The sequence below is a fragment of the Natrinema hispanicum genome, assembly GCF_004217335.1.
GTDB lineage: Archaea > Halobacteriota > Halobacteria > Halobacteriales > Natrialbaceae > Natrinema > Natrinema hispanicum.
The window spans coordinates 57,213-79,674 of sequence record NZ_SHMP01000003.1 but is presented as its reverse complement, the minus strand read 5'-3'; the positions used below and the strand labels follow the sequence as shown (position 1 = coordinate 79,674).

25 protein-coding genes are annotated in these 22,462 nt (G+C 61.8%); 12 read left to right on the top strand and 13 right to left on the bottom strand.

Annotated elements, in window-relative coordinates; translation table 11 throughout:
- Positions 1 to 5: 5 nt before the first annotated feature.
- Entirely contained in the window at positions 6 to 1,187 is a 1,182-nt protein-coding gene (locus tag BDK88_RS01125) for a M24 family metallopeptidase (RefSeq protein ID WP_130498779.1), read from the bottom strand.
- A 197-nt stretch (positions 1,188 to 1,384) separates the two neighbouring features.
- Here BDK88_RS01125 and BDK88_RS01120 point away from each other — a divergent pair, with 197 nt between their 5' ends.
- Both BDK88_RS01120 and pyrE read left to right on the top strand, forming a co-directional pair.
- The gene (locus tag BDK88_RS01120) at positions 1,385 to 1,930 is read left to right on the top strand and encodes a CDP-2,3-bis-(O-geranylgeranyl)-sn-glycerol synthase (RefSeq protein ID WP_130498778.1); all 546 of its coding nucleotides are present in this window, start codon (positions 1,385 to 1,387) and stop codon (positions 1,928 to 1,930) included.
- A gap of 129 nt (positions 1,931 to 2,059) precedes the next feature.
- A complete protein-coding gene (gene pyrE / locus BDK88_RS01115; protein ID WP_130498777.1) occupies positions 2,060 to 2,587 on the top strand; it encodes an orotate phosphoribosyltransferase in 528 nt (175 codons plus the stop codon).
- A gap of 90 nt (positions 2,588 to 2,677) precedes the next feature.
- Here the strand turns inward: pyrE and BDK88_RS01110 are convergent, their stop codons facing one another.
- On the bottom strand, positions 2,678 to 3,034 hold the full coding sequence (locus BDK88_RS01110; RefSeq protein ID WP_130498776.1) for a DUF7322 domain-containing protein: 357 nt from the start codon (positions 3,032 to 3,034) through the stop codon (positions 2,678 to 2,680).
- A 227-nt stretch (positions 3,035 to 3,261) separates the two neighbouring features.
- Between BDK88_RS01110 and thrS the strand changes: the two genes are divergently transcribed.
- The 3 genes from thrS (at position 3,262) to glmS (ending at position 6,722) form a co-directional block, all read left to right on the top strand.
- Complete coding sequence (gene thrS, locus BDK88_RS01105; protein WP_130498775.1) at positions 3,262 to 5,208, top strand: threonine--tRNA ligase; 1,947 nt, start codon at positions 3,262 to 3,264, stop codon at positions 5,206 to 5,208.
- A 158-nt stretch (positions 5,209 to 5,366) separates the two neighbouring features.
- On the top strand, positions 5,367 to 6,077 hold the full coding sequence (locus BDK88_RS01100) for a phosphoribosyltransferase family protein (protein ID WP_130498774.1): 711 nt from the start codon (positions 5,367 to 5,369) through the stop codon (positions 6,075 to 6,077).
- A gap of 198 nt (positions 6,078 to 6,275) precedes the next feature.
- The gene (gene glmS / locus BDK88_RS01095) at positions 6,276 to 6,722 is read left to right on the top strand and encodes a methylaspartate mutase subunit S (protein WP_130498773.1); all 447 of its coding nucleotides are present in this window, start codon (positions 6,276 to 6,278) and stop codon (positions 6,720 to 6,722) included.
- Positions 6,723 to 6,891: 169 nt separating this feature from the next.
- Here glmS and BDK88_RS01090 read toward each other — a convergent pair whose 3' ends face one another.
- The 3 genes from BDK88_RS01090 to BDK88_RS01080 all read right to left on the bottom strand — a co-directional run bounded on the left by BDK88_RS01090 (position 6,892) and on the right by BDK88_RS01080 (position 8,745).
- Entirely contained in the window at positions 6,892 to 7,326 is a 435-nt protein-coding gene (locus tag BDK88_RS01090; RefSeq protein WP_130498772.1) for a universal stress protein, read from the bottom strand.
- Positions 7,327 to 7,449: 123 nt separating this feature from the next.
- Complete coding sequence (locus tag BDK88_RS01085; protein WP_092929794.1) at positions 7,450 to 8,040, bottom strand: 50S ribosomal protein L15e; 591 nt, start codon at positions 8,038 to 8,040, stop codon at positions 7,450 to 7,452.
- A gap of 174 nt (positions 8,041 to 8,214) precedes the next feature.
- Complete coding sequence (locus tag BDK88_RS01080; protein WP_130498771.1) at positions 8,215 to 8,745, bottom strand: hypothetical protein; 531 nt, start codon at positions 8,743 to 8,745, stop codon at positions 8,215 to 8,217.
- A 302-nt stretch (positions 8,746 to 9,047) separates the two neighbouring features.
- On the opposite strand from BDK88_RS01080, the gene BDK88_RS01075 reads away from it, so the two are divergent.
- The gene (locus BDK88_RS01075; protein ID WP_130498770.1) at positions 9,048 to 9,779 is read left to right on the top strand and encodes a DUF2254 domain-containing protein; all 732 of its coding nucleotides are present in this window, start codon (positions 9,048 to 9,050) and stop codon (positions 9,777 to 9,779) included.
- A 329-nt stretch (positions 9,780 to 10,108) separates the two neighbouring features.
- Here BDK88_RS01075 and BDK88_RS01070 read toward each other — a convergent pair whose 3' ends face one another.
- Entirely contained in the window at positions 10,109 to 11,017 is a 909-nt protein-coding gene (locus tag BDK88_RS01070; RefSeq protein ID WP_130498769.1) for a serine/threonine-protein kinase RIO2, read from the bottom strand.
- A gap of 474 nt (positions 11,018 to 11,491) precedes the next feature.
- Positions 11,492 to 12,178, bottom strand: coding sequence for a hypothetical protein (locus BDK88_RS01065; RefSeq protein WP_130498768.1), 687 nt, complete (start codon positions 12,176 to 12,178; stop codon positions 11,492 to 11,494).
- A gap of 225 nt (positions 12,179 to 12,403) precedes the next feature.
- Here BDK88_RS01065 and BDK88_RS01060 point away from each other — a divergent pair, with 225 nt between their 5' ends.
- The 3 genes from BDK88_RS01060 (at position 12,404) to BDK88_RS01050 (ending at position 15,027) form a co-directional block, all read left to right on the top strand.
- The gene (locus BDK88_RS01060) at positions 12,404 to 13,240 is read left to right on the top strand and encodes a lipoate--protein ligase family protein (protein ID WP_130498767.1); all 837 of its coding nucleotides are present in this window, start codon (positions 12,404 to 12,406) and stop codon (positions 13,238 to 13,240) included.
- A 68-nt stretch (positions 13,241 to 13,308) separates the two neighbouring features.
- Positions 13,309 to 14,181 (top strand): deoxyribonuclease IV, encoded by an 873-nt coding sequence (locus BDK88_RS01055; RefSeq protein WP_130499758.1) that lies wholly within the window; start codon positions 13,309 to 13,311, stop codon positions 14,179 to 14,181.
- Between the two features lie 48 nt (positions 14,182 to 14,229).
- Positions 14,230 to 15,027 carry a class I SAM-dependent methyltransferase gene (locus BDK88_RS01050; RefSeq protein ID WP_130498766.1) on the top strand — a complete coding sequence of 266 codons (798 nt, stop codon included), beginning with the start codon at positions 14,230 to 14,232 and terminating at the stop codon, positions 15,025 to 15,027.
- A gap of 198 nt (positions 15,028 to 15,225) precedes the next feature.
- Here the strand turns inward: BDK88_RS01050 and BDK88_RS01040 are convergent, their stop codons facing one another.
- The gene (locus tag BDK88_RS01040) at positions 15,226 to 15,888 is read right to left on the bottom strand and encodes a helix-turn-helix domain-containing protein (RefSeq protein ID WP_130498765.1); all 663 of its coding nucleotides are present in this window, start codon (positions 15,886 to 15,888) and stop codon (positions 15,226 to 15,228) included.
- A gap of 139 nt (positions 15,889 to 16,027) precedes the next feature.
- Between BDK88_RS01040 and BDK88_RS01035 the strand changes: the two genes are divergently transcribed.
- Positions 16,028 to 16,396 (top strand): DUF7344 domain-containing protein, encoded by a 369-nt coding sequence (locus BDK88_RS01035; RefSeq protein WP_130498764.1) that lies wholly within the window; start codon positions 16,028 to 16,030, stop codon positions 16,394 to 16,396.
- A gap of 93 nt (positions 16,397 to 16,489) precedes the next feature.
- On the opposite strand, the gene BDK88_RS01030 is transcribed toward BDK88_RS01035, so the two are convergent.
- A complete protein-coding gene (locus BDK88_RS01030; protein ID WP_130498763.1) occupies positions 16,490 to 17,173 on the bottom strand; it encodes a DUF7095 family protein in 684 nt (227 codons plus the stop codon).
- 137 nt (positions 17,174 to 17,310) lie between these two features.
- Between BDK88_RS01030 and BDK88_RS01025 the strand changes: the two genes are divergently transcribed.
- Positions 17,311 to 18,030, top strand: coding sequence for an alpha/beta hydrolase (locus BDK88_RS01025; protein ID WP_130498762.1), 720 nt, complete (start codon positions 17,311 to 17,313; stop codon positions 18,028 to 18,030).
- Positions 18,031 to 18,172: 142 nt separating this feature from the next.
- Here the strand turns inward: BDK88_RS01025 and BDK88_RS01020 are convergent, their stop codons facing one another.
- Positions 18,173 to 18,766 (bottom strand): hypothetical protein, encoded by a 594-nt coding sequence (locus tag BDK88_RS01020; protein ID WP_242611593.1) that lies wholly within the window; start codon positions 18,764 to 18,766, stop codon positions 18,173 to 18,175.
- Positions 18,767 to 18,901: 135 nt separating this feature from the next.
- Between BDK88_RS01020 and ncsA the strand changes: the two genes are divergently transcribed.
- Positions 18,902 to 19,861, top strand: coding sequence for a tRNA 2-thiolation protein NcsA (gene ncsA / locus BDK88_RS01015; protein WP_130498761.1), 960 nt, complete (start codon positions 18,902 to 18,904; stop codon positions 19,859 to 19,861).
- Between the two features lie 406 nt (positions 19,862 to 20,267).
- Here ncsA and ftsZ read toward each other — a convergent pair whose 3' ends face one another.
- From ftsZ to BDK88_RS01000, 3 genes are all read right to left on the bottom strand, one after another.
- Complete coding sequence (gene ftsZ, locus BDK88_RS01010; protein ID WP_008011420.1) at positions 20,268 to 21,455, bottom strand: cell division protein FtsZ; 1,188 nt, start codon at positions 21,453 to 21,455, stop codon at positions 20,268 to 20,270.
- A 2-nt stretch (positions 21,456 to 21,457) separates the two neighbouring features.
- Positions 21,458 to 21,637, bottom strand: coding sequence for a ribbon-helix-helix domain-containing protein (locus BDK88_RS01005; RefSeq protein WP_008011422.1), 180 nt, complete (start codon positions 21,635 to 21,637; stop codon positions 21,458 to 21,460).
- A 195-nt stretch (positions 21,638 to 21,832) separates the two neighbouring features.
- Positions 21,833 to 22,453 (bottom strand): double zinc ribbon domain-containing protein, encoded by a 621-nt coding sequence (locus BDK88_RS01000; RefSeq protein ID WP_130498760.1) that lies wholly within the window; start codon positions 22,451 to 22,453, stop codon positions 21,833 to 21,835.
- Positions 22,454 to 22,462: the final 9 nt, after the last annotated feature.

The following is a 22,462-nucleotide window of genomic DNA, read 5'->3' as shown; positions in this document are numbered from 1 at the left end:
CGGCGTTAGGTCGTAAACAACTGTCGCGGAAATTCGGCGAGCGTTTCGGCACCGTCGCTCGTCACGTGGAACGTCTCGCTGATCTCGACGCCGACCTCGTCGGTCCAGATGCCCGGAATCATGTGAAACGTCATGTTCTCCTCGAGCACCGTGTCGTCGCCCGGACGCAGACTCGCAGTGTGTTCGCCCCAGTCCGGCGGGTAGCCAAGCCCCATCGAGTAGCCGATGCGATCCTCCTTCTCGAGGCCGTACTGGGCGATCGTCTCGCGCCACGCCTTCTCGACGGCCTCACAGGTAACGCCGGGTTCGGCGGCGTCGAGCGCTGCCTCGAGTCCCTCGACGACGATCTCGGCGGTCTCCTCGAGTTCGTCAGGTGGGTCGCCGACGAACGTCGTGCGAGCCAGCGGCGAGTGATACCGGTGACGACAGCCCGAGAGTTCGATGATGACGGGATCGCCGTCCTCGAAGGGCCGGTCGGTCCACGTCAGATGTGGTGTGCCGGTGTGCTCGCCGGATGGCATCAGCGGGACGATCGACGGGTAGTCGCCGCCGTACGCTTCGGTCCCCGTAATGAGGGCATCGTAGATCGCGGCCGCGGCCTCGTACTCCGGGACGCCCTCCTCGATGGCGTCGAGCCCTGCCTGCATCGCGTGCTCGGAGATACGGGCGGCCTCGCGCATGTACGCGAGTTCCTGTTCTGACTTTGTGATTCGGACCCAGCCGACCAGCAGCGTCGCGTCCTCGAACTCGGCGTCGGGGAGGTTCGTTTGCAGTCGGGTGTAGGACTTCGCGGTGAAGTAGGAAGCGTCCATCTCGAGGCCGATCCGCCCGTCGGCGACCGCGAGGTCCTCGAGAACGCCCGCGACGTAGTCCATCGGATGGAGATCGGACGGCGAGTGAACGTGGTCGTCGCTGTAGGTCCGAATGCTCGCCTCCGAAAGGTGTGTCGTCGCGCGTGCGCCGTTTCCATCCATCCCACGGCCGATCCAGACGGGTTCATCGCGCTCGAGCGTGACCACGACGGCCTGGTGGACGTAAAACGACCAGCCGTCATAGCCCGTCAGATAGTTCATGTTCGCCGGATCGGCGACGACGATCGCGTCGAGGTCCGCCTCGCGCAGCCGGTCTTTGGTCCGAGCGACCCGACGCTCGTACTCGGCCTCGTCGAAAATATGCTCTCGTGGCATGCTAACAAGCCCTCTCCAAAAGGAGTCTACCAGAATTGTTAAAAGCTTTCCGTGTATGTTAGGGACAGATACTGTTTACAGACTCACGACGTCCGTCGGAAACGGGCACGCAGCAGTCACGTCGTTTGATTTCCCGACCCGGCTCTCGTCCCGCCGAACCACCGGCGGTTAAGACACGTCGGTTCGTCCCGCCGGATATGGCAATACTCGAGACAGTCGTAATCGCGTTCTGGGCGATGTTGCCCGCCTACGTCCCCAACAACGCCGCGGTGTTGGCCGGCGGCGGTCGGCCCATCGATGGCGGTCGAACGTGGGGCGACAGGCGCGTGCTCGGCGACGGAAAGACGTGGCGCGGGACGGCGATGGGAACCCTCGCAGGCGTTGCACTCGCGGCCGTCCTGACCGTCATCGAGCCGACCGTCAGCGACGCCCTCGGCTTCGCCGTCCCGAGTTTCGAGCCCCTCGCGGCGCTCGGCCTCGCCGGCGGTGCAATGCTCGGGGACATCCTCGCCTCGTTTCTCAAGCGCCGGAGCGGCCGCCAACGTGGCGCGATGTTTCCCGGCCTTGACCAGCTAGATTTCGTCGTCGTCTCCCTGCCGCTGACTGCGCTGCTGGCGACCGAGTGGTTCCAAACGTGGTTTACGCTCGAGGTCATCCTCGTCGTCGTCGTCCTGACGCCGATTCTCCACGTGACGACGAACGTCATCGCGTACAAGCTCGGACTGAAGAACGAACCCTGGTAGCTTCGACGGCACCCGTCAGGACGCGAGCCACGTCCCGGTTCAGATGCGGTTCTGTCAGTCGGTGCCGGAATCCAGTGACAGGAGCCCGTATCACACCGCTTATTTTAGTCCGGGCCGCCTTCTCGAGTAATGACGAACCAAGCGCTCATCGACGCCTTGCGTGCGGCCGACGCCGTTCAGTTCGGCGAATTCGAACTCTCCCACGGCGGCACCAGCGAGTACTACGTCGACAAGTACCTCTTCGAGACCGATCCGGGCTGTCTCGAGTTGATCGCCGAGGCCTTCGCCGAGCGACTCGCCGATGACGACAAACTCGGCGGCGTCGCGCTGGGCGGCGTCCCGCTTGCTGCCGCGACGAGCGTCGAAGCCGACGTTCCCTACGTCATCGCGCGCAAGCAGCGCAAGGACTACGGCACCGCGAACTTGGTCGAGGGCCGTCTCGAGGAGGGCGAAGAAGTCATCGTCCTCGAGGATATCGTGACAACGGGGACGAGTCTCGTCGACGCGATCGAGGCGCTCCGTGACGCCGGCGCGACCGTCGAGCGAGCGCTTGTCGTCGTCGATCGACAGGAGGGCGGCCGCGAGAACGTCGAGGACGCGGATGTCGAGATGGAGGCGCTCGTCACCGCCGAGGAGCTGCTGGCCGATCGGGACTGACGGCTGATACGGCTTGCTGTAACGATTTACCGGTGCAACCGCGACCGCCCTGCGGTTGCACCGGCAGTGACTTACAGTAGACAGTACGACTCACCGCGTCGTGTCACGTGCGGGGTTGTACCGACGGTACACCACGACAGCGACGACTAGCGCGAGCCCACCGCTGATCGCGAGCGCGCTGCCGCCGACCCACTGGCTCCGGAACCCGATCAGCATCATGCCGAGGCTCGCGCCGAAGAGGCCGGCATGAACGAGCACCGCGACGACGACGAACGCGAGCAGCGTCGATCGTGAAATCTCGCTGAACGTCCGCTCGAGATCTTCGTCGCCACCGCTCTCGTCTCCGATCGGGTCCTCGAGCGGATCACTCCCGAACGGATCTTCGAGTGGATCATCCGCGAACGGGTCCTCGAGCGGATCGTCGTCGGCCGGTGGATCGAAGCCCACGACGTGACGTAGCCGACCCGGAGCGAAAACCGTTCGGCCGGTGACGCCCCATCACAATGCTTTTATCCCGCTCGAGACTACGCGTAGCCACGATGGTAGGTGTCCGCTTTACAGGGGCGTTTGCCCGTTTTTAACTCCCACCTACCGTGTATTGTGTCGGCTCCGGTCGACCAGTGTGCGGGAGACGGCGCGGACACGCCACCGGGATTTTCACCACATCCACAGCCATGTCAGAATCAGATTCACAGCAGCAGATAGCGGTCGTACTGCCCGACGGATCGGAACTCGAGGTCGACGCCGATGCGACGGTCGAGGACTGTGCCTACGAGATCGGCCCCGGCCTCGGTAGCGACACGGTTGCCGGCAAACTCGACGGTGACCTCGTCGCCAAAGAGGAACCGGCCTACGACGGCGCGGAACTCGAGATCATCACGGACCAGTCCGACGAATATCTCCGCGTGATGCGCCACTCCGCGGCCCACTGTCTCGCGCAGGCCGTCGAACGGCTGTACGACGCCGAGGAGGTCAAACTCGCGATCGGTCCGCCGACGGACGAGGGCTTCTACTACGACTTCGACAACCTCGATGTCGACGAGGACGACCTCGCGGACCTCGAGGCCGAGATGGAAGAAATCATCGAAGCCGACTACGACATCGAGCGCGAGGAGGTTTCGATCGACGAAGCCGAAGACCGACTGGCAGACGAACCCTACAAGCTCGAACTCCTCGAGGAACTCGCCGAGGAAGACGAGACGGTCACGTTCTACAGTCAGGGCGAGTGGGAAGACCTCTGTGCTGGCCCGCACGTCGACTCGACGGGCGAGATCGGCGCGATCGAACTGCTCGAGATCGCCGGCGCGTACTGGCGCGGCGACGAGGATAACACGATGCAGACCCGGATTTACGGGACGGCCTTCGAGGACGAAAGCGACCTCGAGGACTTCTTAGAGCGCAAGCAGGAAGCCGAAAAACGCGATCACCGCCGGATCGGCAACGAGATGGATCTGTTCTCGATTCAGGACGTCACCGGTCCCGGCCTGCCGCTGTATCACCCCGCCGGGAAGACGGTTCTGAAGGAACTCGAGGACTTCGTCGAGACGCTGAACAAGGAGGCGGGCTACGATTACGTCGAGACGCCCCACGTCTTCAAGACGGACCTCTGGCACCGGTCGGGCCACTACGAGAACTACCAGGACGACATGTTCATCTTCGACGTCGGCGACGACGAGTTCGGCCTGAAGCCGATGAACTGTCCCGGCCACGCCGCCATCTTCCAGGACCACTCCTGGAGCTACCGCGACCTCCCGATCCGCTACGCCGAGAACGGCAAAGTCTACCGCAAGGAGCAACGCGGCGAACTCTCGGGCCTCTCGCGGGTCTGGGCCTTCACGATCGACGACGGCCACCTGTTCATTCGTCCCGACCAGATCAAACGCGAGGTCGAGGAGATCATGGACATGATTACGGACGTCCTCGAGACGTTCGACCTCGACTACGAGATGGCCCTGGCAACCCGTCCCGAAAAGTCGGTCGGCTCCGACGAGATCTGGGAGCGCGCCGAGGAACAACTCGAGAGCGTCCTCGAGGCCCACGGCCACGAGTACGAGATCGAGGAAGGCGACGGCGCGTTCTACGGGCCGAAGATCGACTTCGCGTTCGAGGACGCCATCGGCCGCTCGTGGGACGGCCCGACGGTCCAGCTTGACTTCAATATGCCCGAGCGCTTCGACCTGAACTACGTCGGCGAGGACAACGAGGAACACCGTCCGGTCATGATCCACCGCGCGCTGTATGGCAGCTACGAGCGGTTCTTCATGATGCTCATCGAGCACTACGAAGGTCGGTTCCCGCTGTGGCTCGCGCCCGAACAGGTCCGCGTGCTGCCGATCTCCGACGCGAACCTCGGCTACGCCTACCAGGTCGCAAACGAGTTCGACGACTTCCGCGTCGAGGTCGACGACCGCGACTCGACCTTAGAGCGCAAGATCCGCGCGGCCCACGACGACCGCGTGCCCTACCAGATCATCGTCGGCGACAACGAGGAAGAAGACGGGAACATCTCAGTGCGTGACCGCTTCGAGGATCAGGAGTACGACGTCGAAATCGCGGACTTCCGCGCCCACCTCGAGGCCGAACGCGACGAGCAGCGGACGGAGCCTGACTTCCTGCAATAGCGACCGGACGACACGTTTTTCGCGGTTGACGGCGCTCGAGTCGAGTGTTTCGACGACTAGATAACGACGGTCTCGGCTTGAAGGGACTACATAGATGTGCAGATTCAGCGATTAAATCGGACCGAAATACCCATAGTTGCGGAATCGTGCATATCTGTATGAACAGAGCCGAGAAGGCAGCCCTCCAGCTGCGGGCCGTCGACGTGTTGCGGATGTTGAAGGAAACGCGGACCTATGACGAGCTCGCCGAGACAACGGGGCTTCCAGCGGGCGATCTCAACCGGTACGTAAACGGGCACGTCCTGCCCGGAACTGATCGCGCGCGCGAGGTCGTCGAGGATCTCGGCCGGGAGGCGTTGGCCAAGGAACTCGATGCACGCATTCGCGTCGACGACGATGGGTACGTCGACAACTCCGCGACCGTCTTCGACCAGCCGTTTCTCGATCTGGCCGCGCCGGTCGTGGCCAATGGCTTCAACTTCGAGCGTCCTGACGTCGTGCTCACCGCCGCGACCGACGGGATCACGCTTGCGGCCGCGCTCGCGAGCTACTACGGCGTCCGTTGTGCCTACGCGAAAAAGCGCAAGGAAACCGCCGTCGAGGAATTCATCGAGGCCCGCCAGCGCCTGCAATCGGGGATCGAACTCACCTACTATTTGCCCGCTTCCGCGATCGACCCCGGCGAGTCAGTACTCGTCGTCGACGACCTAATCCGATCGGGTGAGACACAGGAGCTCCTGCTCGACATCGCTCACACCGCCGAGGCCGACGTTGCCGGCGTCTTCGCACTCATCGCAGCCGGCGAAGATGGTATCCGGCGTGCCCGCAACCACACCGACGCACCGGTCGGCGCGCTCACGACCGTCTGATTTCCGGTCGGCTGGTTCTCCCGGACGCTATCCCCCCTCGAGGAGTGATCGGACTCACCGGCGTATCCCGAAGAGCGGCTCGTCTACGGCTGTTCGCGGCTGTTCGCACGTAACTCTCGCGGGGGAACCATGTGAACTAGTGCCACATTATTAATCATTAGGTTTATGGTGGTGCCCGCAGTTTGTGGTGGTACGCACATGACGAAGACAGTCATCCTCGGCGTGATCGGTTCGGACGCTCACGTTGTCGGGATTACCATCCTGGAACAGGCACTGGAGGCAGCCGGATTCGACGTCGTCAACCTCGGGGTGCAGACCTCCCAAGAAGACTTCGTCGAAGCCACGTCCGCCAACGACGCCGAGGCTGTACTCGTCTCGTCACTCTACGGCCACGCGAAACAGGACTGCGAGGGCTTCCACCAGCGGATCGCCGATGCTGATCTCGACGTGACGACCTATATCGGTGGGAACCTCGCCGTCGGGCAGGACGACTTCGAGGAGACCCGCAAGTTCTTCCGCGAACTTGGCTTCGACCGGGTCTTCAACTCCGAGACCGACCCCGAAGACGCCATCGAGGCCCTGCGGGCCGATCTGGACATGCGCTCGACCGAGTCCGAACAGGAAAGCCAGACCGTCTCGGCCTGATCGCCGCGACGTCGCTGCTTCTTGCCGTTCTTTTCGACCAGCAGTAGCGGTCGCTGACCGTGATCGATCGCTAACACTAACTGTTTTATCGACTACAATTGGTCGGTGTCAGTGGAATCGCGACCGTCCGCCAGTCCGACCGGGACATCGGTACAGCAGCCCGTCTCAGTCACCGAACGATCGTCACCGGGACCGGCGACCGGCGAGCCACCGTCTCGGCGACGCTGCCGAGGAGGATCCGGCTCGCCCCGGTCCGGCCGTGGCTCCCGACGACGATGTGGTCGACATCGTTGTCGTCGGCGTAGTCGACGATCGACCGCGAGACGCTGCCGACGACGTGGTCCGTCTCGAGTTCGACGTCGTGCTCGGCGGCCTGCTCGCGAGCCGCTTCTAAGATTTCTTCGGCGCGTTCCTCGTGGTGGCGCTGTATCTCGTCGTAATTTGCCATCGCCGTTCCTTCGACGCCACTCACTGCGTAGAAGTCACCCGGATCGAGCACGTAGAGGGCGGTGATCGTCGCGTCCGAATACTCCTCGCAAGCGAACTCGAGTGCGTCAGTCGACTGTTCCGAGTCGTCAACTGCCACGAGAACGTGCCGTGCCATACGCAGCGGTATGTCGGCCCATGGAATAAGTCCACCTCTCGACTCGAACCGGCGGGAACTGCTCGCCGAGACGGCTCGAATAACAGAAAATCGGTGTGAAAGCGGCTGTTTCGCTGTCGCGCGTTACTTCGCGCGGCCCTGGCCGCCGGTGTTGGACGGGCGGACCTTCTCGGCACCTTTGCCGCGGTTGTTGAGCCCACGGTTTGCCGTCCCGGCGTTGGTGAGCCCGCGGAACGCGCGGTTGGTGTGGTCGTCGCTGCAGATCCAGTTGAGGTCGTCGTCGTTCTCGATCGCGGGGTGGTTCGGATCGACGAGGATCACTTCGAACCACTTCTGCGAGCCGTCTTCACCGACCCAGTAGCTGTTGAGCACGCGCAGGTTGGGGTACTTTCGAGAGACACGCTCTTCGCCGATGCGCTGGATGTTCTTGCGCCGCCCGATGCGGTTGACACCCTGACGCTTCGAGCGCCGACCGGCCGTGAACCGTTCCTTCCGGGCGGTCCCTTTGCGGACCGACACACGGGTCATGACGATGCCCTGCTTGGCCTTGTAGCCGAGTTCGCGTGCCTTGTCGAGTCGCGTTGGACGGTCGATCCGCTCGATCGCGCCCTGCTTGCGCCACTCCTGTTTGCGCTGCCACTGCAGTTCCCCGAGTTTGCCGTCGTCGGGGTCTTTCCATGCGTCCTTGATGTGGGAATAGAAGCTTTTTGCCATCGTATTCACCCGCGGGCGTTTCCTGGTTCAATCCCGACCGGGGCACATGCCCCGCGGATCACATCCCGACCTGCGGTCCGGTACCGTGCAGGTGCCCGCTGATGCCCGCGAACCAGCGAGTCTACCGGACCTATCCAACTCTCGAGTATAAGGGCTTCGAACTCCGCGAGCGCGCTACCGCACTGGCACGCGCTCGCGGACCCCGCTCGGCGCGATGCCGTTGATCGTCGCGAAGACGGCCCCAAGCACTAGCCCGTAGACGAGGTGGCCGAATCCGAACAGGAGTGCGCCGAACAGTTCCGCTGTGAGCCCCGGAACCTGCAGAAACGGCATTGGCAACGTAGCCACCCCGAGACGTTCCATCGCGAACGGGAACAGGACGCCTCCGGCAAAGAGGCCAATGACGGCACCGAAGACGAGCCCTGCGATGATGTAATCGCTGAAATCGGTCACCAGTTGCTGGACTGCCGGCCGCGAGACGAGGGTGGCGAACACCAGCCCGAACACGATGCTGATCATCAGGTGAATCGCCCAGCCAGCACCGACTGCGAGTTCGGGTTCAGCTGCGAGGCCGCCGAGTAGTTCGATCTGGTCTCCGCCGAAGTGAAGCACCAGACCCATGGCGATACCGGCGACTAGTCCGCCCGTAACGCCACCGCCCCACACGCCGACGCCATCGAGTTCGTGTGTTGTGCTAGCACTCATATGTGATGCTACGGATGCGAGGCTGATTAATTCAAGCATCCACCGGAGTCAGTGAGTGTGACGTACGTCAGTAGTTCCACTATGGTGATCGATCGTCGCTCGAGTTGATCGAACGCCGGACGAATGTCGGTTCTTGGCCGCCTGCCACACCACCGTCGACATGACCGACAAAGTGAGGGATCATTATTCCATGCTGATGGCTCGAGTACTGTCTTTCAGGCCATCTTGAAACCCTGAAATTTGGGTTTGTGAAATTAGATAACAGTATATGTATATCTAACTCGAGCGCGTATTTTCACAGTATGGCCTTTAGCATCATCGATGTGATGTCCGACGGTTTCTCCCGCACCACCGAGCGAAACGGACTCGGTTTCATCGCCGTATTCGCCGTCCTCGCACTTCTGAACGCACTCGTGACCGCCATCGGATTCGATCCTGCGACTGGGACAGTGCCTGCGTCCGGAGCTATCGCTCTCGTCGCCGGACTAGTTTCGCTGGTGATCGGAATCGTGACGATCGCGGCCGTCATCGTTGCGCTCCGGACGTTCGCGTCGGCGGAAACCGAGGCGATCCCCCGCGAGTTCCGCCGCCGACGAATCGGCGTTGCCACGCTCAACGTTTTCGTCGGCACGATCGTCTACGTGTTACTCGTCGCCATCGGCAGCGTCTTCCTGCTCATTCCGGGGTTGTTCGTGCTCGTCAGCCTCTACTACTGGAGCGTCTTCGTCGCAGTCGACGATCAGCACTTCTTCGAGGGCTTTCGCAGCAGCTGGTCGCTGACCAGCGGCCGTCGCCTTCGTCTGTTCGGACTGGGGGTGGCCGTCCTGTTCGTTGGGATCGTCGTCAACGGAGCCGCCGGGATTCCGGCGATTTTCCTCGGCGGTGTCGCCAGCCTCGTGCTCACGCAACTCGTCGCCGCGGTCGTCACGGTGTACACGCTCGCGACCACCGCCCGTGCGTACGACCAGCTTCGGAGCCTCGAGCCACCCGTCGACGCCGACGCCAGACCGGGCTCTGCTGGGATGCCCGCCTGAGTTCTACGTCGAACGACACTCCCGTCGTAGTCCTGATTCTATATATCGATATGCAATATATGAAAGCACGATGTCGGCTTCTCCCACGTGACGTTCACGACACGTCTCGAGCCCGCTAACGTGGAATTCGCTCAGAAAAGCCTCTATCGGGACTGGATGGTGCTCTCGACTCGAGCCCGGTCAACTGGACCGGCGCTGTTGCTGGCGAAACCAGTGGTTGCCACGCTGCTGGACAGCGATACCGTGAGTCTCCACCTCGAGCGAGAATGAGACTGTGAGTACAAATCGGTCCTACTGTACTCGAATGACACTGACGACCCAGCTGGTCGTTACACGAAATCGGTAACCGTTTCGAACGATTCGGTGGAGATCGCGTCGGCCACCTCGTCGGTGGGGAGGTCGTCGGGCACGTGCTGGGGGTACTTGCGGCGGAAGTAGCCCACGATGTTCGTCAGATCACGCCGGAGGAATTCGTCGGCGTTTTCGTGATCCATTGGAACCGCCTGTGGCCAGTCGAAGATCGTCACGCCCGCCTCGTTGACGAAGACGTTGTACTCGCTCATGTCCGCATGGACGTACCCATGTGCGTACGCGCGATTGATTTCGGAGACGAGCAGATCGAGAACCCCGAGCACCTGATCGTCCTCGAGTCGGGTTCGTGAGAGTTCGACGCCGTCCATCTTCTCCATGACGATGGCGTGGCGATTCTGTCCGATCGGCTGTGGAACCGCGACGTCGGGGTAGAGTTCCTCGAGAATGTCGTACTCGCGTTCGGCGGCCTTTCGAGCGGTGTACATCCAGGAGACGTGCTCGTTGTCCGCGGTGTAATCACGTTCCTTGTGGACTTCCCGGAAGTTCGTATAGCCCTCACGGTGATATTTCAGGGCCAGCGGCTTGTACGAGCGGACTTCGTAGACGTCGCTTTCCTTGCCGACGCCCAGTGGCGAGCCAAACTCCGTGATCGTGTCCTGTTCGACGAGCGCCCGCAGCGCCAAGGCGTCGTAGCCCTCGAACTGCAGCGTATACCCCTCGTACTGGATCGTCTTCTTCTCGATCAATCCACGTTTGAGACAGCGCTCGAGACGGTAATCGACCTCTTCTTCGGTCAAGTTGGCGAACTTCGGGAGCTTTTCGCGCTGGACCCACTCCGAAAAGCGCATCCCCTGTTCGACTCCCGAGAGGAGATAGAAGTCTTCATCCTCGAGTTCCGGAAGTAATCCGGCGACGTTTCGCACCATAGAGACCGATAGCCGGTCAGTACGTAAAAACGGCGTGACGCGGTCTCCACGCGGCGAGCAAACCCACTCGCGTACGGCAGGCTACTGTCGGGTCAAAGTTGACTCGCGCTGTTCTGCCCTGTCTGAACCTCATATTGCTATACAAAAACTGCTCGGAGGCAGGCATGTAATCAAATAATCGATTGAACCGACATTCCTTTCGACATACCTCTTGCGTACGAAAACATCGTGAGGAGGTACCAAGGGCGATAATTCAGAGACAGACACTAATCAGCCGAAAATAAGGAAAGCAGAACAGCGCCGCCGCTCAGAGGTCAGCGGGCATCTCACTTCCAGACCTCGTTGACGGTGAACGTGAAATACCTGTCATGGTCAAAAGAGAACTCAGTAGGTTGAGTGACAGACACTCCTCGATAGCACGGGACACACCGTATAAAGTGACATGTGGGTCTGTACCATGTTCAAGCTTGCTAGCTAATGTTCGTGTCTGCTAACGGTGGATTCGTGTCTCTTGACTGAGAGTGATTGTTCTTTATTAAGCGTAAGTGTGAATCCGAGTTTTAACCCGAACGTAGGAGTCTCCTTCGAGGGTCGTCCTCGGTGAAGTGTAGTGTTTTCATCGAATCTGTAAGTGCCGGGTGGAAGACACGTTTCGTTTTGATACCCGTACACAGCGTACTGCTGGCTACTGGTTTCTCCCGGGTCAAGTTTCTTGGACATTCCGAGTAGGTTGATTACCACATCGTGTGTCACGTTCCAGCACTGGTTCTCGGCGGTCGTCGGGATCGGGTCGGTCTCACCTGTCCAATTTAGTGGATTCTTGTCTTCCGAGACATTGGGAATAAGGATGAGCCGGTTCTTATCCGACGCCCTACCGCTCAAATACGATGTGAATGGCGGCGTTGCGCCTGTAAAGAGAGTCATCGGCATCTCTGTCGTGTTCGTCAGGGCGGCGTGAACCCGCGCAGGATGATTGTCTGTGAACTGTTTCTCCACTCTCATATCAAATTTAACATCATCCGTCGTTATCGGTGCTGAGGTCTGATTGAGGGGCTTGTTTGATCTTTCAGGGCCTCGGTTCGAGACACAGCCGGCAAGTGCAAGCGCGACGGATGAGCCTACCATTTGCAGGGCAGTACGCCGATTATAGCGGGAGGGCATCTGTGAGTAGACGTATGTATTCGGATGTTATAATTTTTCTTTGAACCAGAAATGTGGATATAACGGTGCCTGTATTGGTAAACAGACATAAAGCAACTCAGCAGATAGCCGATTGACGTAGATTAAATGATTGGAACCGCGGAATCCAAGCGATTATTCTTGACGCGCCTGTCTTCAGCAGCGGCGGTCGGAATCGCTTTCCACATCGTCCCCGTCTAGTCGGCTATGACGACGCTTGCCGATCGGGAGTGGCGGCTGATCTGGGACGAGCCCCGCGCAGGCGCGACGCAGATGGCTCTCGAGGAGATCGCCGCGCGGACGGCACTCGAAGACGACCTGCGGACTGTCCGCGTCTACTCGTGGGAGCCAAGCACGCTTTCGCTGGGGTATCGACAGGACGCCGATACCGTCGACTGGGACTTTTGCGAGCGGGAAGGGATCGATGTCACGCGCCGCCAGACCGGCGGCGGCGGGATCTACCACGACCGCTATGCCGACATCTCGTATACGATCGTCGCCCCCGCCGACGAAGTACCGGGCGATCTGATGGACTGCTACGAACTGTTCTGCGAGCCGGTCCTCGAGGCGTTCGACCGGATGGGCGTCGACGCGGCCTTCGCATCGGCCGAACAGGCATCGATCTATCAGCCGTCGTGCTATCTGCGCGACATCAATCCGGCACACGACATCGTGGCGTCGGCGGCTGCAGGCGCGGACGCCAAGAAAATCAGCGGGAACGCCCAGTACCGCCAGCGCGACGTCGTCATCCAGCATGGGTCGATCAGTTACAATCTCGAGCCCCGGGCCCACGTTGGCGTCTTCGATACCGATCTCGCGGAATCGACCTTTACCGATCGCGTGACGAGCATTCGTGACGAGACGGGAATCGACCGCGACACAGCGGTCGACGCGGTCGCGGGAGCGCTGGGTGACTGGGTTGACGCCACCGACTCGACGTGGCGCGACGACGAGCTTGCGGCCGCTCGCGAACTGGCCGACCGGAAGTTCGGCAGCGACGCGTGGGTTCGCGATCGCGAAGTGCTCGAGCCCGGCGAGGGGTGACACAGACCCGCCGTTCGCCCCGCTCCGAAGTACCTATCACGGCCCGGTACTGACGGGAATCCATGACGATGAAGGTCGGCGCACACGTTTCGATCTCCGGAACGCGCGTTTCCTCCGACGACGAGAAACCACCGTACGACGACATCCGCAACGCTGTCTGCCGGCAAGTCAACTTCGGCGGGAACTGCGGCCAGATCTTTACGACGTCGCCGCAAGTCTGGGCCCAGCCCGATATTTCTGACGAGGCCGCCGACGGCTTTCGTGAGGAAAGCGACGCGAAACTCGAGGGACCGTGGGTGATCCACTCCTCGTATCTGGTCAACCTCTGTACGCCAAAGGAGGACCTCCGACGCAAGTCGATGGAGAGCATGCAGGCCGAACTCGATGCCGCCGACAAACTCGGCGTGCCGTACGTCAACGTCCACCTTGGCGCGCACACGGGCGCGGGTGTCGAAGGTGGACTGGACAACGCCGCCGACGTCATCGACGATCTCGAGGTGCCCGACGACGTGCAGATCCTGATCGAATCCGACGCGGGCAGCGGCACGAAACTCGGCGGCGAGTTTGACCACCTTGCAGGAATCATCGACCGCACCGAGACCGATATCGGCATCTGTATCGACACCGCCCACACGCTCGTCGCGGGCAACGACCTCACCACGCCCGAGGCCGTCGACGAGACCGTCGGCCGATTCGACGACGTGGTCGGCCTGGAGTACCTCGAGTATATCCACCTCAATGACTCGAAACACGACGTGGGCACTCACAAGGACGAACATGCCCTCATCGGCGAGGGCTATATCGGCGAGGACGGTATGAAGGCGATCGTGAACCATCCCGAGTTGCGGGATCTCCCCTTCGCGCTCGAGACGCCGACCGAAGACGGTCGCGGCTTCGCGTGGAACATCCAGAAGGTCAAAGAGCTGCGCGACGACGAGTAGGACGGCCGGATCGACTCGTTTTTACTCGAGACGTCGCTAGCGGCTGTCGTGCGCGAGTTCTCCGAAGACTACCTCAGCCGGACCCGTGAGGGGATGTGGGACGATTCTCGCGATGCACTCGAGCCACTGGAGCTCGACTCTCGCGACCGGATTCTGGACGTTGGCTGTGGAACTGGCGAGTTGAGCCGCGTCCTCACCGCGGAGTCGCCCGGCGAGGTGATCGGGTGTGACGCTGATCCAGAACTACTCGCAGCCGCCGCCGAGTACGTCCCCGTCGTCGCCGGCGACGCCTACCAGTTACCGTTTCCCGACGAGACGTTCGATCTCGTCGTCTGTCAGGCCTTGCTAATCAATCTGCCCGAGCCTGCGGCCGCACTGGCTGAGTTCGCCCGCGTCTCGAGGGACCTCGTCGCGGCCGTCGAACCCGACAACGCTGCAGTCGAGGTCCACTCGAGCGTCGACGTCGAAGACGCCCTCGAGCGCCGCGCCCGGCGGGCCTATCTCGACGGTGTCAGTACGGACGTGGCGCTCGGGGCCGACGCCCGCGAAGCGTTCGCCGAGGCCGGTCTCGATGTACTCGCAACCCGACGGTACGACCACGTGCGGACGGTCGAACCGCCATACAGCGACGCCGCGTTACGGGCCGCCCGCCGGAAAGCGACCGGCGACGGACTGGCTGATGACCGGGAGACGATGCTCTCGGGTGCGCTGACCGAACGCGAGTACGACGATCTCCGAAGAGCGTGGCGCGAGATGGGACGGGACGTAATCGAGCAGATGCAGACCCGCGAGTATCGCCGCGCGGAATCGGTGCCGTTTCACGTCACGGTCGGCCGCGTCCCCTAACGCAGCGAGAAGCGCCACTATTGTCTTGTAGTTCTCTCATCAAGTCCTCGTATGGCCGCGATCGAACTCGAGGGAACGTATAACGTCGCCGACGCGGGAATCCTCGTTGCGATGACTGTCGCCCTCTTCGTCGCTGCCCAGCTGTGGTTCACTCGCGTCGACATCGCGTAACCCTGAGTTCGGGCGACCGACCACCGGTTACGTGGGTTGGTCGTCCGGGGACAGCGTGTTCTCGATGAGTGTTTTGCTCCCGCGGCGGAACCGCTCCGACGCTGCGTTCGACGAGATATCGAACTGCGTTCCGAGCTCGGCGAGCGAACACGAGCGCGGAATGTCGAGATACCCCTCGTCGACGGCCGCAACGAGGATTTCGTGTTGTCGATCCGTCAGCCCGAATCGCGACTGCGAGCTGTGGTTCGGGGACCAGTCCTCGTACAGCTGCTTGAGCTCGACGTCGAAGTCACGGCCCGTAAAGAACGCATGGTACTGATCGAGCGTCTCTTCGTCCGGGAGCGCAGCGCGAATGTCCCATCCCTTCTCGGTCGCTGTCGCATCCTGTAAGATCGCTCCCGTCTCGACCACCGTCGGATAGACGCTCGCGCGACGTCCCTCGGGAGTTAACTCGAGTTGGTAGAGCCGTTGCTCGTCGAATTCGACCACCCGCACCGGCGGCTTGACGGTGGGATCTGCCTCGAGCCCGGCTTCGAACGTACCGAACGCGGGACCGTCCGCCCAGACGAGCAGTTGCTGTGTCCCGTCTCCAGTGAGATCCGACCGTTCCCACGTGATCTCGATATCGGGTGCGTGTGCGAGCGCCGTTCGTAGAATAGGATAGTCAATCCGGAATGTCGTGAGCAGCATATCAACGATTGGTGCCGATACGAACCCTGTTCCCTTGCCCGTTTTGGTACGGCCCTAATCAATAATCATTATGAATTACATAAAAGCCGTGAATACTTACGCCATATACCTATCCGACAAACTAGTCCATTATCGGACAATGTCTAACCGGAACGCGGAGGGGAATCAGGGATCTAATTCGATCGACGCGTGGTTCGACGTTTTGAACCATCCGCGTCGGCGATATCTCTGTCGGTACATGATGCAAACGGATGCGGACATCGTAACACAGGAGGACCTCGTCGAGTTCGTTATCGAGCGCGACTCGAGTGTCGCCGATGGGGTATCCGACCGGCAGGGTGTTTCGATGGAACTGTGCCACGTACACCTGCCAAAACTTGACGACCTCGACCCTGTTGATTACGATCGAAAAGGAGGACGCGTATATATCGATTCTGCGATGCTTGCGGCGCGGCTCGAGGACGCGCGATCGATGATCGAAAACATACTCGCGGAGAGGACCGACTGATACCGACCGCGTCAGACGGTCTGCTGTCCCGAGTGTCCGGCACACCCCGTGGCAGGGTGTGGTCGCACCGGCACTGACTGCTCGCAGTCTGTCTTAGACGACGTCTCCACGGACCGTCACGCCGTCCTGCCGATCACGCCAGGCATGAAGTTCCCGTGCAGCGTCGGTGGCTTCGTCGCCGTCCAGCCCGAGCATCTCGAGTGCGCGCGACAGCGTCGGCAACGCCAACTCGCCGTCGCGGAGTTTTCGGAACGCGTCGTCGCTTCTGGTCCCGTCGGCCCAGAGACAGACCCCACGGGGATCGAGCAACTGCGTGTAGTCCTCGCGCAGTTGTGCTCCACGGAGCCGCTGGGTGACGTTGTCCTCGAACGGCGCGTTACAGACCTCGAGGTGGATCGGTTCGTCGTCCTCGAGGAGGTGGGCGGCGAGACATTTCTCGGGGGCGGCGTGGCCGTTGGCGTTGGCCCGGAGATACTGTGGGAACTCGCGAGCCCAGTCGGCCCGGACGGTCTTGCCGACGCCCGCGATGCCATGTGAGTCGCGAAACTGGCTGTCCGGGTCCGCGTCGTCAGCGCTGGCGGTCGCCGGGTCACTGTCGTCGCGCATGAGGATGTCCTTCGTAATGTAGACGTCCAGTCGCTCGACGGGATCGAGCCCCAGCGCCACGTCGCCGACAGCCCACACCTCGCGAACGGGGACCGGCAGCCGCTCGTCTTCGACGGTGTTGACCAGTCGCTCGAGGCGGTTGACTGCCATGTCCCGTGCGAATCCACTCATCGTGCGGTGGTGGGCGCTCGAGTCGCAAAACGGTTTCCCGTCTGTCGACATCGTGCCCGAGCGCGGGCTGTCAGTGGCGCCGGCAGCCATCGTGTCACGCATGCAGATTTTTATCGCCGTCCGATGTACGGACCCGTATGCGACACCGGATCTTCAACGACGACGGTGACGAGGACCTCGTCTTCGTTATGGGCTGGGGCAACCGCTGGACCCACGAAAACGTCAGCTGGCTTCTTGGCCAGCTGACCGATGCCGGCTATCGTGTCCACGCGTTCGAACTCCCGACGGACATCGACGACTTCAAAGCCGACTGGCTCGAGCCGGTCGCCGAGTACGTCCGCGACCTCGAGACGTACCAGTTACTCGGCCACAGCGCGGGTGCGCTTATCGCACAGGCGCTCGATGGCGCGGACAACCACGTCTATCTGAGCCCGTGGTGGGGCTACGGTGACGCGTTCCCGGAACCGGTGCTCGAGGCGGTTTCGCTGGTCCCAACTGCGTTCCCGTGTCTGCCCGTCACTGAACTGGACCGGGATGCGATGGGCGAACGGGCGACCGACCACCAGCTCGCGACGCTGCCCTCGTGGGTTTCGCCGGCGTTCGTCCGGGAAACCCGCCGCGCACAGCGGGAGTTGTTGACGATCGACCACGATGCCGTCGTCTTTTGCTCGCTTCGCGATCCCGTCATCGACCTGCGCCCAATCGGCGAGCGCGTCCCCGCCGATCACGTCGTCCTCTACGATGGCGGCCACGAGCTGTTCTCAGCTGCGACCCGCGATCGGTACGTCGAACTCGTCCTCGGTGCGCTCGAGGAGGGGTCCAACGCCGTCGAGGAGCGACCGACGGTCCCGGCTTGAACAGCACACGACCGAGTTCGGCGAGCGCGATCAGAGCGCGTCGACCAGCGCACGTAGTTGTGTCCGTCCGTTCACCAGTGTCGCTCGGGGGAACCCACGACGTGCTTGCTTGAGCGCGTCGGCGAGCGCGTTTGCGGCGTCGTTACTGATACCGTGACCGTGGCCAACGAGGATCCGTTCCGGCGCAAGCCCTGCAAACACGTCCGTTGGTGGAACCGGGCGGACGAGGAGAGACGGCGAGCCGTTCGCCGCCCGCGAGATACGGGAGTGCCGTTCCCAACAGATCGGGGACGTACATCGTCGCGTCCGACCGTCGGTACGCGATTCCTTCAGTCCAGCCGGGGAATGGACTCGCTTTACGGACGCGAAACCCTGACGTTTCAATCTCGTCGTCAACGGTCTCGATAGGCACGTCTCCCGGCAGTTGCGCTGGAATCCGATCGAGCCACGTCGGGACGAACACGGGCACGTCGAAGCGGCGGGAAAACGCCGCTGCGTCACGGGCATGGTACGCCGAGCAGACGACGATGCCCGCAGCGTTGCCGAGCGTCCGGATCTCTGCGTCGATGCCAGATGCATCGAGCGGATCGAACAGCCAGACGTCACTCTCTTCGCCGAGGATGGCGTGACTCGCGCGGCGTCCTGCCTTATCGGGGTGAGCGAGCCAGCCAACGCCGCCATCGAACCTGTCGATCAGCCGGCAGGACGTCGGCTGTGACCTGTCATACGTCGCCATGTGCTGTTGTCGTCCTCACTGTCGAAACTCATTTTTATTGTCATATGTGGTCCCGACGCGGTTGGCTCGAGGGGCTGCTGTGGGGATGCCCAAGAGACGAAACGGACATACGCGTCCGACGGCAACGCTTTCGCGATGGACTGCAATCGGTGTGAGGAGGAGGCGATCATGCACGCCGCCTACTCGGGGGCACACCTCTGTGCGGATCACTTCCGTGAGTCGGTCGAAAAACGGGTCCGTCGACGGGTCCGACGAGACGATCTCGTCCCCCACGACGTGACGCCCGAGAACCCACAGACGTGGGTGATCGGCCTTTCCGGGGGCAAAGACAGCGTCGTCCTCACGAAGATTCTCCACGACACCTTCGCCGAGGATCCTCGCATCGAACTCGTCGGACTGACAATCCACGAGGGAATCGAGGGCTACCGCGACAAGAGTCTCGAGGCCTGTGTGGACCTCACCGACGACCTCGGCATCCGCCACGAAGTCGTCAGCTACGAGGAGGAGTTCGGCGTCCGGATGGACGACGTCGTCGAAGACGACCCCGAAAACATGGCTGCCTGTGCCTACTGTGGCGTCTTTCGGCGCGATCTCCTCTCGAGATACGCCGACGAACTCGAGGCGGATCTTCTACTGACGGGCCACAATCTCGATGACGAGGCCCAGTCGGCACTGATGAACTTCCTTGAGGGCGATGTCGAGCAGATGGCGAAACACTTCGACGCCAGCCTCGGCCCGCTCTCGGAACGTGACGAACAGGACGAGTTCGTCCCGCGTGCGAAGCCGCTACGTGACGTTCCTGAAAAGGAAATAGCGCTCTACGCCCACGTCAACGACCTGCCCGCCCACATCACGGAGTGTCCCCACTCGAGTGAGGCCTACCGCGGCGAGATCCAGCAACTACTCTACGGGCTCGAGGAGAACCACCCCGGGACGCGTCACTCGATTCTCTCGGGGTACGAAGAGTTAGCGGGCATCCTCTCTGAGGAGTTCAGCGGCGACGACGGGGCCGACCTCCAGGAGTGTGTCGAGTGTGGCTCGACGACCACTCGCGAGGTTTGTCGGAAGTGTTCGTTGCTCGAGTCGCTGGTTTGAACGCTAACAGGGCGTGACGAGCTGTCGAATACACTGCCTTCGTTCTCGAGTATTCTACAGGCGCTCTGACCGATTCACGCCCGTATACGTCCGTAAACATGGCTTTCGACCCTATCGAAGATAGGTCCGTTATCGGTCCGACTGTCGGTGAACCGATGCAGTTGATACTGAGACGGTCTGCTGTACCGATGTCCCGGCGTCTCCGCAGGACGGGTCGCGGAGACGCCGGAACTGACTGCCAGTAGTCCGTATGAGACGATCGGTCGACCTCGTATCTTATCGCACAAAAAGGGATCCGACTGGTGAACGAAGTCGTCGGTGATCCGGTGGTGTGTCAGATGCCGCGTGCGGCGGTGGTGTGTCAGATGCCGCGTGCGGCGGTGGTGTGTCAGATGCCGCGTGCGGGTTACCGGATCACGTCGACGCCGTTCTGGCGCTCGAGTTCGTTGCGGCCACCGTCGCTGTGTGCGCCGCGTCGGGAGCCGCCGTCTTCGATGTGATTGCTCGCGTCGAAGTCCGTATCGCTCACGCCTTCGATGCTCGCACGGGACTTGTCGGCCTGTTTCTGGGTCGTCGGACCGAGCACCTGTGCGCTCTGGACGCCGGTCATGATCGCCATGACGCGCACCTTGCCCTTGTAGTTGTCCTGGATGCGGGCTCCCCAGATGACGTTCGCGCTGGCCTCGAGGCGTTCGGTAATGTTGTCGGCGATGCCCTCGGCCTCTTTGAGTGTGAGGTCGGGGCCGCCGGTGATGTGGACGAGTCCGCCGGACGCGCCGCGGTAGTCGACGTCAAGCAGCGGGTGGTTCATCGCGTCCTTGACGACCTCGTCGGTTTTGTTCTTGTCCTGGGTCTCGCCGACGAGCATCACCGCGACGCCACCTTGGTTCATGATGGTGGACATGTCGGCGTAGTCTAGGTTGATCAGCGAGGGCTGGGTGATGGTCTCCGAGATGCCTTTGACGGTCTCGGCGATGATCTGGTCCATCACCGAGAACGCCTTCCCGATCGGCAGGTTCGGGACGTAATCGAGCAGCCGGTTGTTGTCGAGGACGATGATCGAGTCGGCCTGCTCGCGCAGTTTCTCTAAGCCTTCCTCGGCTTTGACCGTGCGGGCGCGCTCGACGTTAAACGGCGTCGAAACCATGCCGACGACGATCGCACCCTGCTCTTTGGCGATCTTCGAGACGACGGGGGCAGCACCCGTGCCGGTGCCACCACCCATCCCAGCGGTCACGAACACGAGGTCCGCGTCGCCGAGAACCTCTTTGACCGTGCTCTGGGCCATCTCGGTCGCGCGCTCGCCCATCGACGGGTCGCCGCCAGCGCCGAGCCCGTTCGTGAGCGACTTGCCGACGAGGATCTTCGTGTCGGCCTCGATCATCTTGAGGTGCTGTTTGTCCGTGTTGATCGCGACCGTGTCGGCACCGTCGACGCCGATGTTGTACAGTCGGTTGATGGTGTTATTACCGGCACCACCACAACCAACGATCACGATCCGGGGGTCCCCGAACTCGTCACCGTCCATCGAGGCGTCCATCTCCCGGGCCTCTTCTTCTGCGTTCTCTAAGGCGTCTTGGACGATATCCTGCATCGTTACACCTTCGCCCAGTTGCGTTTGCCGGACTGCTCAGTTGGGCCGTCCGCCTGTTCGTTGATCATCTCACGGACGGCCGACCGGATCGCCTCGCTCCGGTTCGGGAACTCGCCCGAGTCGACCAATTGCTCTACTTCCTCGATCTGCTGCTTTGGGATTCGCAGTGTCACACGCTCCATGGTTGTATTCCCCGTTGGGTAAGACGGTGGCGCGCCCCTGTCAGACGCGGCGTGTCTTACGTTCAAACCGCCCGTAGTCGGGCGATTTTCCGTCTTGTCGACGGCTGTAAGACAATCCGTCTTACGCGAATAAGTCGATGTTTGTCTTGGACAATAAAGTTTTCGCTGAGCGTGATTTTCAGCGTCTTACACTGATCAGTATTGCGTACTGTCCGACTCGAGGACATCCGCTGCGGGTGTCCGACGCCCGCAGCTGGGACAGAACGACCAGTCTGACTGAATCTCGTCGCCACACTCACAGAACAATCGCCGCGACGCCTTTTCGCCGCAATTGGGGCAGTAGACGTGGTCGCCCTCGAGGGGGTTGCCACACTGACTGCACTGCACGTTGTCGTCCCGTGGCTGGGACGCTGTCGGTTCGGGTGACTGTGCCGATCGCTGATCGTTATCTGCCGTCTCACGCGCCCGGTCGATGTCGACCGCGTCCAGTTTGTCCGACGCGTCTGTCGAACCGTCAAGCGAGATCGAGATGGTAACATCGTGTGGCGATGTCGATCCACGCGCTCGCGTGCTCGCGCGATCGAGTCCCACCTCCCGCAATCGCGCGTCGAGTCGTTCGTCGACGTGATCGCGCACGAGATCGTCGATCGCACCCGCCTGTGTCCGTTCCGTATCGGAGCGTGCGTCGCTGCTCCGAGTCACCTCGTCCTCGAGATATGCGCGAAGCGCCTCCCGCATGGCTTCGCTTTTCGAGGCCTCGAGCGCCTCGAGTTGCGCGACGAGGTCGTCATCGGCACGGAACGTGATCTTGCTCATCGGTGAATT

What these genes read in the sequence shown, in the direction of transcription:
- BDK88_RS01020 (WP_242611593.1), bottom strand. Translation starts at nt 18,766, where the DNA reads ATGGCGACGTATGACAGGTCACAGCCGACGTCCTGCCGGCTGATCGAC.
- ftsZ (WP_008011420.1), bottom strand. Translation starts at nt 21,455, where the DNA reads ATGCAGGATATCGTCCAAGACGCCTTAGAGAACGCAGAAGAAGAGGCC.
- BDK88_RS01085 (WP_092929794.1), bottom strand. Translation starts at nt 8,040, where the DNA reads ATGGCAAAAAGCTTCTATTCCCACATCAAGGACGCATGGAAAGACCCC.
- BDK88_RS01120 (WP_130498778.1), top strand. Translation starts at nt 1,385, where the DNA reads ATGGCAATACTCGAGACAGTCGTAATCGCGTTCTGGGCGATGTTGCCC.
- BDK88_RS01100 (WP_130498774.1), top strand. Translation starts at nt 5,367, where the DNA reads ATGAACAGAGCCGAGAAGGCAGCCCTCCAGCTGCGGGCCGTCGACGTG.
- glmS (WP_130498773.1), top strand. Translation starts at nt 6,276, where the DNA reads ATGACGAAGACAGTCATCCTCGGCGTGATCGGTTCGGACGCTCACGTT.
- BDK88_RS01000 (WP_130498760.1), bottom strand. Translation starts at nt 22,453, where the DNA reads ATGAGCAAGATCACGTTCCGTGCCGATGACGACCTCGTCGCGCAACTC.
- BDK88_RS01125 (WP_130498779.1), bottom strand. Translation starts at nt 1,187, where the DNA reads ATGCCACGAGAGCATATTTTCGACGAGGCCGAGTACGAGCGTCGGGTC.
- BDK88_RS01075 (WP_130498770.1), top strand. Translation starts at nt 9,048, where the DNA reads ATGGCCTTTAGCATCATCGATGTGATGTCCGACGGTTTCTCCCGCACC.
- BDK88_RS01030 (WP_130498763.1), bottom strand. Translation starts at nt 17,173, where the DNA reads ATGAGTGGATTCGCACGGGACATGGCAGTCAACCGCCTCGAGCGACTG.
- BDK88_RS01025 (WP_130498762.1), top strand. Translation starts at nt 17,311, where the DNA reads ATGCGACACCGGATCTTCAACGACGACGGTGACGAGGACCTCGTCTTC.
- BDK88_RS01090 (WP_130498772.1), bottom strand. Translation starts at nt 7,326, where the DNA reads ATGGCACGGCACGTTCTCGTGGCAGTTGACGACTCGGAACAGTCGACT.
- BDK88_RS01040 (WP_130498765.1), bottom strand. Translation starts at nt 15,888, where the DNA reads ATGCTGCTCACGACATTCCGGATTGACTATCCTATTCTACGAACGGCG.
- BDK88_RS01070 (WP_130498769.1), bottom strand. Translation starts at nt 11,017, where the DNA reads ATGGTGCGAAACGTCGCCGGATTACTTCCGGAACTCGAGGATGAAGAC.
- BDK88_RS01035 (WP_130498764.1), top strand. Translation starts at nt 16,028, where the DNA reads ATGTCTAACCGGAACGCGGAGGGGAATCAGGGATCTAATTCGATCGAC.
- ncsA (WP_130498761.1), top strand. Translation starts at nt 18,902, where the DNA reads ATGGACTGCAATCGGTGTGAGGAGGAGGCGATCATGCACGCCGCCTAC.
- thrS (WP_130498775.1), top strand. Translation starts at nt 3,262, where the DNA reads ATGTCAGAATCAGATTCACAGCAGCAGATAGCGGTCGTACTGCCCGAC.
- BDK88_RS01065 (WP_130498768.1), bottom strand. Translation starts at nt 12,178, where the DNA reads ATGCCCTCCCGCTATAATCGGCGTACTGCCCTGCAAATGGTAGGCTCA.
- BDK88_RS01060 (WP_130498767.1), top strand. Translation starts at nt 12,404, where the DNA reads ATGACGACGCTTGCCGATCGGGAGTGGCGGCTGATCTGGGACGAGCCC.
- BDK88_RS01055 (WP_130499758.1), top strand. Translation starts at nt 13,309, where the DNA reads ATGAAGGTCGGCGCACACGTTTCGATCTCCGGAACGCGCGTTTCCTCC.
- pyrE (WP_130498777.1), top strand. Translation starts at nt 2,060, where the DNA reads ATGACGAACCAAGCGCTCATCGACGCCTTGCGTGCGGCCGACGCCGTT.
- BDK88_RS01080 (WP_130498771.1), bottom strand. Translation starts at nt 8,745, where the DNA reads ATGAGTGCTAGCACAACACACGAACTCGATGGCGTCGGCGTGTGGGGC.
- BDK88_RS01005 (WP_008011422.1), bottom strand. Translation starts at nt 21,637, where the DNA reads ATGGAGCGTGTGACACTGCGAATCCCAAAGCAGCAGATCGAGGAAGTA.